Source organism: Sphingomonas sp. 66-10 (genome assembly GCF_001897045.1).
Lineage (GTDB): Bacteria > Pseudomonadota > Alphaproteobacteria > Sphingomonadales > Sphingomonadaceae > Sphingomonas > Sphingomonas lycopersici.
The window spans coordinates 60,679-67,397 of sequence record NZ_MKRR01000134.1 but is presented as its reverse complement, the minus strand read 5'-3'; the positions used below and the strand labels follow the sequence as shown (position 1 = coordinate 67,397).

Below are 6,719 nucleotides of genomic sequence, written 5' to 3'. Positions count from 1 at the left end.
CGGCGATACCGTGAACGGCATTGCGGTCACCCCGATCAACGCCTTCCACCCGGTTTACGGGACCACGCCCGTGCCGCTCACCCCCGGCGCGATCGGCACCCCGGGATCATATGACGCGAAGCTTCGCCAGACCGGGCTCTATGCGCAGGATCAGATCAGCTGGGGCGGGCTGCGCGTCACGCTGAGCGGGCGGCATGACTGGGCCGAGACCGAAAATGGCGCCTCCCAGCGCGACCGAAAATTCACCTGGCGCGCGGGCGCGCTGTATATGACGTCGATCGGCATCGCACCCTATGTCAGTTACTCGACCTCGTTCCAGCCGCAGCTCGGCCAGGTCCTGCGCGGCGACGGCACCACGACCGGCGCCAGCCCGTCGCTCGGGCGACAGATCGAGGCGGGGGTGAAATACCAGCCGCCGGGCACCGCGATCCTGCTTACCGCCGCGTGGTTCCGCATCGAGCAGACCAATTTGCTCACCGCCGTGCCCAACAGCGTCTATTCGACCCAATCGGGCAAAGTGCGCTCGCAAGGCGTCGAGGCCGAAGCGACCGTGCCGCTGCCGCACGGCTTCACCGCCCGCGCCGCGTTCAGCCACCAGATCGTCAAGACGGTGGCGGATGCCGATCCCGCCAATATCGGCAAGGGGCTGATCGGGGTCGGCCGGGGCAACGCCGCCTTCAACCTCGACTGGGCACCCGAGGCCGGGCCGCTGGCGGGACTGAAGCTGGGCGGCGGGTTGCGCTGGGTCGACAAGGTTTACGCCGGCAGCGACAGCCACACCCCGTCCTACACATTGTTCGACGCGCTCCTGCGCTACGATCTCGGCCGCGCCAACCCGAGCCTCAAGGGGCTGGAGATCGGCCTCAACGCGGCCAATATCTTCGACCGCAAATATCTCACCAGCTGCTACCTCAGCTCGGTCGGCTGGTGCTGGTACGGGCAGCGCCGCACCGTGCAGGGAACGATCGGGTTCCGCTGGTGAGAAATGCCCGCCCGATCTCCGCGCGTTATCGTCTTGCGGTGTTGTCGCGCAGCGTCGCGGCGGTCGCGGGGGGCTATGGCGTATCGGTGCTGCTGGCAGTCGCGGTCGCCTGGACGCTGCCCTTGTCGCGTGAGGAAGCGAGCATCGTCGCGACGATGATCGCGCTGCTCGGGCTGCCGATCGTGATGATGGCGTGCTTTTACGCGCGCACCGCGCTCCGGGCGTGGATCGGGCTGGCGATCGCCGCTTCGCTGCTCGCGGGGCTCGCGTTCGCCGCGGGGTGGCGGCCGTGAAGCCCGGCTTCCGGAACGCGATGACCTGGCTCCACGATTGGGCGGGGCTGATCGTCGGCTGGCTGCTGTTCGTCATCGCTTTGGCCGGGACGCTCAGCGTCTTCCGCAGCGAGATCGGCAATTGGATGCGGCCCGAGGCGCGATGCTGCGCGGCCGCCAGCGTCACCGCGGGCAGCGCGGCGGTGCACTGGCTGGGCAAGCATGCCGCGACATCGCCCGCGTGGTATATCCAGCCCGCCGACCGGCGATCGGCGACCAGCTATGCCGTGTGGACCGCGCCCGGCGGCGATTTCGCGCAGAAATGGCTCGACCCCAAAACCGGCGATCCGGCGACGGTGCGCGATACGCTGGGCGGCGATTTCTTCTATCGGCTGCATTTCGAGCTCGAACTCCCCTTCCCCTGGGGCCGGGTGCTGGCCGGCGCGGCGGCGGTCGCGATGCTGCTCGCGCTGATCACCGGAATCGTCGCGCATCGCCGCTTCTTCGTCGACTTCTTCACCTTCCGTGCCGGCAAGGGCCAACGAAGCTGGCTCGACGCGCATAATGTACTCGCGGTCACCGCGCTGCCGTTTCATCTGATGATTGCCTTCACCGGCGCGCTGACGCTGGCCAATCTCATCATGCCGTGGGGCGCCTCGTCGCTCTATCGCGGCGATATGGCGGCGGTGTGGAAGGATCTTTATCCCGCCGCGGTCGATCGCCCGGCGCGACACGTCCCCGCCCCGCTGGCGCCGATCGCGCCGATGCTCGGCAAGGCGAAGCGGTTTTTCGGCAGCGATATCGCGCAGATCGCCATCCTCAACCCCGGCGACGCGGCGGCTGTGGTGTCGGTGACGAGCGGCGAGGACCAGCGCATCGGCATTCAGCGTCAGGTGATCAGCTTCGACGGCACCACCGGCCGCCCGATCGCCGCGCATGTCGAAAGACGCCCCGCGCTGCGCACCTTCAACTTCCTCTACGCGCTGCACACCGCACGCTTCGGCGAGACGCTGACGCGCTGGCTCTATTTCGTGTGCGGCCTGATGCTGACCGCGCTGATCGGCGCCGGGCTGGTGCTATGGACCGAGAAACGCCGGGCGCAGCGGCAGGGGCTGGGCTTTGCGATCGTCGAGCGGCTCAACATCGCGATCGTCGCGGGAACGCCGCTCGCTTTCGCCGCTTTCTTCCTCGCCAACCGCCTGTTGCCGATCGATCTGGCGCAGCGTGCGGCGACGGAAGTGCGGGTGATGTTCTGGCTGTGGGGGGCGATATTGATCTATGCCGCGCTTCGCCCGGCGCGGCGCGCGTGGCGCGAGATCCTCACCGTTACCGCCGCCGCCTGCGCGGCGATCCCGCTGACCGACCTGATCACCCGATCGATGCGGCTCGATCGGTTGCATTTGACGGTGGCGCTGATCGCGCTGGCGCTGGCCGCCGGCTTCGTCTTCGCCGCGCGCCGCGCCGGCGGCCGGCGCGCCACCGCATGACGCCCGCGCTGCTCGCCTCCTTCGCCGCGTTGCTCGCGATCGCGCTGGCGACCCCGCGTCAGGCCGATCAGTGGCTCGGGCGGCGCTGGACCGCAACGCGCCGCCGCGCGCTGCGCTGCGCCGGCTTCGCGCTGCTCGCCTTATCGTTTCTGCTGCTTCCCTCGGGCGGCGAACAGGCGCGCGCGATCACCAGCTGGATCGGCGCGCTGGCGATCGAGGCGCTGGCGGCCGCCTTGTTGTTGCGCCCAGCGACACAGCGGAAATCCCGCCGCCGCTGACGCCGAGACGATCAGGCGAAGATATCGCTCAGCCGGCTGGTATCCGGCCCTTCCTTCCACTCGCGCAATTCGATGAACAGCGAGGTGAACATCGCCGCCATCCAGGTCGTCAACAGCGCGTTGATCAGCGCGATGATGATTTGTCCGATGCCAACGCTCGCCTGCGGGGCGGCCTGAAGCGAGGCGAGCGACATGGTCGAGGCTGCGCCCGTCAGCCCCGCAAAACTTAAGACGATGATGTAGATGACAAACATTGCCACGAAGACGCCTAGTATCTTCCAGCGTGCGCCCTTGGTCAGCCTCGCGCTGCGTCCGAACGCGCCGAACACCCCCGGCCGCTCCGCCACCACGGCGACCATGGCCATCGACCACATCGTCGCAATGAAGATGCCGGGAACGATGAACAGCAAAAAACCGAACATGATCGCAAGCGTGTAAAGCAGATAGACGATCACCAGCGGCACGCACCGTGCGACAGCCGCGCGAAGCATCTCGCCCAGCTCGGGCTTGCGCCCTTCGGCATAAGCGAGCGTTGCCTGGATCACCGCACCGAGCGCGGTCCCCCACAGCAGCGAAAGCAGAATCCCGCCGATGATGATCAGCCCCACCGGGGGCGGCGCGGTCCCCCGCGCCGCGGCAGCCATCAGCGCGTTGACCCCCAAAGTCTGGAACAGCAGCCCCGGAACCACCGTCAGCACGAAGATCGGCCCCAACGTCTGCAGCGGATAAGCGCGGATCGCGTCGAACCCGCGCGAGAACGCCTTGCCGACCGACAGCGCGCGTTGTTCTTCACCGAAAGCCTGTGTCGCCATGCGCCCTGCCCCCAAGGTTAAGCTGCGGCGAACCTGCGCCCGATGCGGGGCGCTGTCCAGCGAATTGATTGTAAACATTTTTTACCAGCCGGTTGCGCGATGTCCGCGCTTCGCTAAGCTCCGGGGCAACCGTGCGATCCTCGCTCGGGGAGGGCGTTATCGGGGGACAGGTTCAACCAGCGGCGGCGGCCGATCCGCTCGTGGCGGCGCATCAGGCGATGCGCGCCGATGCGTCGATCCAGTTCGACTTCACGCGCCCGCCCAAGCCGCCCGAGCCGCCCGCCTGGCTGCGCAAGCTGGCGGAGTGGATCGGCGACGCGCTGGCGCCGGTGGGGCGTTTCCTGCGCTGGATCTCCAGCCTGATGCCCGACGCGCCTTATGCGCGGATCCTGCTGTGGACGCTGATCGTGCTGCTCGCCGCCGGGCTGGTGTGGATGATCGTCGATCGCGCGCGCGGCGGCGAATGGCGGCTGCCGCGACGGCCGCGGCGGCGGCGGAAGGTCGAGGCCACGGCGGCCGAGGAGATATGGGCGCCCGAGGCCGGCCCGGCGCGCGCCTGGCTGGAGGAAGCCGATGCGCTCGCCGCCGAAGGGCATTACGCCGAAGCGGTCCACCACTTGCTGTTCCGGTCGGTCGAGGATATCGCGCGACGGCGACCGCAGCTCGTCCGTCCGGCGCTGACCAGTCGCGAGCTCGCCCGCGCCGAGGCCCTGCCGCCGGCGGTGCGCGGATTGTTCGCATCGATCGCGGCGCTGGTCGAGCGCAGTCTGTTCGGCGGGCGGCCGGTCGGCGGCGACGACTGGCGCGTCGCGCGGGCGGCTTATGCCGATCTCGCCCTTAATCAGGCGTGGCGCGGATGAGCGATCTGGCGAGCGGCCGCGACAGACCCGCGCTCTTCCGGCCGGTCACGGTCGCGCTGCTGCTCGCGGTCGGCGTCATCGGTTTCGTCGGCTCGCTGCTGCTCGGGGCGTTCGCGCCCGATCTCGGCAGTGGCGGCGCGCCCGCGGGATCGCACGCTTTGTCCAAGGCGTCGACGGGCTATGCCGGGCTGGTCGAGCTGGCGCGGGCGACCGGGCGCTATCCCAGCATCATCCGCGACGAAGCGGATTGGGATACCGACAATCTGCTCGTCATCACCCCCGAGCGTGGCGCGGCGGATATGACCAAGATCCTTGCCGCCCGCACCAATCTGCCGACGCTGATCGTGTTGCCGAAATGGCTGACGGCGGCCGATCAGGACAATCCCGGCTGGGTCAATATCGTCGGGCTGCTGCCCGCCGGCGAGCCCGAAGGCGTCCTGGCGCCGGCGACGCGGCTGCGCGTCGGGCGGGTCAAGAGGTTCGGGCGGCCGCTGGTGCCGGTGGGGGGCATGCCGAAGCTGCTCGCGGTCGCCGCGCCGCGACCGTTGCAGGCGATCGCCGCGACGCCGCTGCTCGATCCGCTGCTGACCGACGAGCGCGGGCATATCGTCCTCGGGCGGATCCACGACACGAAGCGCTACGTGCTCGCCGACCCCGATCTCCTGTCGAACCACGGGATCCGCGATCTGCCCCACGCGCGCGCGGCGCTGGCGCTGCTCGATCACCTCAACGCGCCCGGCGTGTCGGGGATCGCCTTCGACGTGGTGACCAACGATCTCGCGCGCGGCCGCAGCCCGTTGAAGCTGATGTTCGTCCCGCCGTTCGTCGGCGCGACGATCCTGCTCGCGGTCGCGCTGGCGCTCGCCGGGTGGCAGGCGGTGACCCGGTTCGGCGCGCCGCGCCCACGCGCTCGCGCGATCGCCTTCGGCAAGGTCGCGCTGATCGACAATACCGCCGCGCTGGTTCGGCGCGCCGGTCGCGAGGCGTCGCTGGGATATCGCTATGCCGCGCTGATCCGCGATCGCGCGCGCGCGGTGTTCGGCGTGCCTGCGGGGCTGCGCGATGCCGAGGCCGACGCCTATCTCGACGGCCTCGGCGGCGATACGCGCTTCACCGAGCTGTTCGCGGCGGCGGAACGTGCCGACCGGCGTGAGGATATCTTGGGCGCCGCGCGCGCGCTCAATCACTGGTTGTGGGAGGAAAGACGGTGACGGTTGAAGAAGTTCAGGCGCTCGGCCGGGCGATCCGCGGCGAAATCGGCAAGGCGGTCGTCGGGCAGGAAGCGACCGTCGACCTGATGCTCGTCGCGCTGTTCGCCGGCGGGCATATCCTGCTCGAAGGCCCGCCGGGCACCGCCAAGACGTTGCTCGCGCACAGCTTCGCCGAGGCGATCGGGCTGCAGTTCGGCCGCATCCAGTTTACCCCCGATCTGATGCCGGGCGACATCATCGGCGCCAATCTGTTCAACTTCCAGACCTCGTCCTTCACGCTGACGCGCGGCCCGATCTTCACCGAATTGCTGCTCGCTGACGAAATCAACCGCACCCCGCCCAAGACGCAGGCCGCCTTGCTCGAGGCGATGCAGGAACGCACCGTGACGATCGACGGCGAGAGCCTGCGGCTGAGCGAGCATTTCATGGTGGTCGCGACGCAGAATCCGATCGAGCAGCAGGGCGTCTATCCGCTGCCCGAGGCGCAGCTCGATCGCTTCCTGTTCAAACAGGCGGTCGATTATCCCAGCGCCGAGGAGGAGCGCCGCATCGTCGCGACCCACGGTGCGCGGCAGGCGGCGATGTCGCCCGCCGACTGGGGCGTCACGCGCTGCGCCGACAGCGCGACGATCGCGGCGGCGATCGCGGCGGTCGCGCAGGTGCGGCTGATCGACGAGGTGACCGATTATGTCGTCGCGCTGGTGCGCGGGACGCGCGACGTCGCCGATCTGGAAAGCGGCGCCTCTCCCCGCGCCGGGGCGATGCTCGCCGGAGCCGCGCGGGCGCGCGCCGCGCTCGACGCGCGCGATTTCGTCAT

General features: G+C 69.2%; 8 protein-coding genes. 7 read left to right on the top strand and 1 reads right to left on the bottom strand.

Annotated elements, in window-relative coordinates; all coding sequences use genetic code 11:
* The 4 genes from BGN95_RS16580 to BGN95_RS16565 all read left to right on the top strand — a co-directional run.
* Nucleotides 1-982 (top strand): TonB-dependent siderophore receptor (locus tag BGN95_RS16580; RefSeq protein ID WP_286773383.1); only part of this gene is annotated, 982 nt, incomplete at its 5' end.
* A complete protein-coding gene (locus tag BGN95_RS16575; RefSeq protein WP_286773382.1) occupies nucleotides 979-1,275 on the top strand; it encodes a DUF3649 domain-containing protein in 297 nt (98 codons plus the stop codon). The genes BGN95_RS16580 and BGN95_RS16575, both read left to right, overlap by 4 nt.
* 20 nt (nucleotides 1,276-1,295) lie before the next feature.
* Nucleotides 1,296-2,741 carry a PepSY-associated TM helix domain-containing protein gene (locus BGN95_RS16570; RefSeq protein WP_286773381.1) on the top strand — a complete coding sequence of 482 codons (1,446 nt, stop codon included), beginning with the start codon at nucleotides 1,296-1,298 and terminating at the stop codon, nucleotides 2,739-2,741.
* The gene (locus BGN95_RS16565; RefSeq protein WP_265312364.1) at nucleotides 2,738-3,019 is read left to right on the top strand and encodes a DUF3325 family protein; all 282 of its coding nucleotides are present in this window, start codon (nucleotides 2,738-2,740) and stop codon (nucleotides 3,017-3,019) included. The genes BGN95_RS16570 and BGN95_RS16565 overlap by 4 nt, the downstream gene beginning before the upstream one ends.
* An 11-nt stretch (nucleotides 3,020-3,030) precedes the next feature.
* On the opposite strand, the gene BGN95_RS16560 is transcribed toward BGN95_RS16565, so the two are convergent.
* Nucleotides 3,031-3,831 (bottom strand): DUF7847 domain-containing protein, encoded by an 801-nt coding sequence (locus tag BGN95_RS16560; RefSeq protein WP_286773380.1) that lies wholly within the window; start codon nucleotides 3,829-3,831, stop codon nucleotides 3,031-3,033.
* A gap of 200 nt (nucleotides 3,832-4,031) precedes the next feature.
* On the opposite strand from BGN95_RS16560, the gene BGN95_RS16555 reads away from it, so the two are divergent.
* The 3 genes from BGN95_RS16555 to BGN95_RS16545 form a co-directional block, all read left to right on the top strand.
* Entirely contained in the window at nucleotides 4,032-4,691 is a 660-nt protein-coding gene (locus BGN95_RS16555) for a DUF4129 domain-containing protein (RefSeq protein WP_265312366.1), read from the top strand.
* The gene (locus BGN95_RS16550) at nucleotides 4,688-5,902 is read left to right on the top strand and encodes a DUF4350 domain-containing protein (RefSeq protein WP_286773379.1); all 1,215 of its coding nucleotides are present in this window, start codon (nucleotides 4,688-4,690) and stop codon (nucleotides 5,900-5,902) included. The genes BGN95_RS16555 and BGN95_RS16550 overlap by 4 nt, the downstream gene beginning before the upstream one ends.
* On the top strand, nucleotides 5,899-6,719 hold an 821-nt coding region (locus tag BGN95_RS16545), incomplete at its 3' end, for an AAA family ATPase (RefSeq protein WP_502688304.1). The genes BGN95_RS16550 and BGN95_RS16545, both read left to right, overlap by 4 nt.